This is a genomic window from Mycobacterium sp. NS-7484 (assembly GCF_001953975.1).
Lineage (GTDB): Bacteria > Actinomycetota > Actinomycetes > Mycobacteriales > Mycobacteriaceae > Mycobacterium.
This window is the reverse complement of record NZ_MBEJ01000107.1, coordinates 1-662: the sequence shown is the minus strand read 5'-3', so window position 1 is coordinate 662 and position 662 is coordinate 1. Positions and strand designations below refer to the sequence as shown.

Genomic DNA, 662 nt, shown 5'->3' with positions numbered 1-662 from the left:
CCCCATCGTGGCCGGTCGATGGAGAACTTCGACAGCCAGGCCCGCAGCTCAGCTTCCTCATCAGTGATCGCCGGTGGTTGCAGGCGCATCGTCGAGCGGTGCAGACCGACCATCCGAGCAGGCGCGCCGCTGCGACACCCCGAACCGCTCGCGCAGCATCGCTACGGCGCTGTGCTTGCGGTTCGGGGTCAGAAGTTTCTGCCTCGTATTCTTTGAGCCGTTTGGCGTCGTTGGCCTTCATCCCGCCGTACTGGGTCACCCAGCGATGCCAGGTCGACTCGGTGACCTCCAGATGCCGGCACACCTCGGCCAGTTCCTGGCCGGTCCCGAGCAGCGTGTTGCCCTCGGCCAGCTTGCGGATGATCTGATCCGGCGTGTGCCGCCGGCGCTTGTTCGCTGCCATGTCGTCGTCGATTCTTCCTGCCCAAACACTCGGACAACAGAGTCGCACAACAACTGGACCACTACGAAGGGCTCACCTCACAGGGTTCACTCCCGGACGGTACTGATGCACCGGACGTCCCGCCCTGCCAGCGCCGATCCTGCCGATCCGATGCCCCGTGATCGTCTGAAGCTACTTTGGATTAGGTCGTGTCTGTTAATTGCGGACGCGGTAGAAGGTGATGATGGCGGCCAGAGTGACTCCGCCGAGGTAGCTCAGG

1 pseudogene is annotated in these 662 nt (G+C 63.4%); it reads right to left on the bottom strand.

Going from position 1 to position 662, the window contains the following annotated elements:
• Positions 1-403, bottom strand: a pseudogene (locus tag A5733_RS26865) (transposase); the annotation flags it as partial.
• Between the last annotated feature and the right edge of the window lie 259 nt (positions 404-662).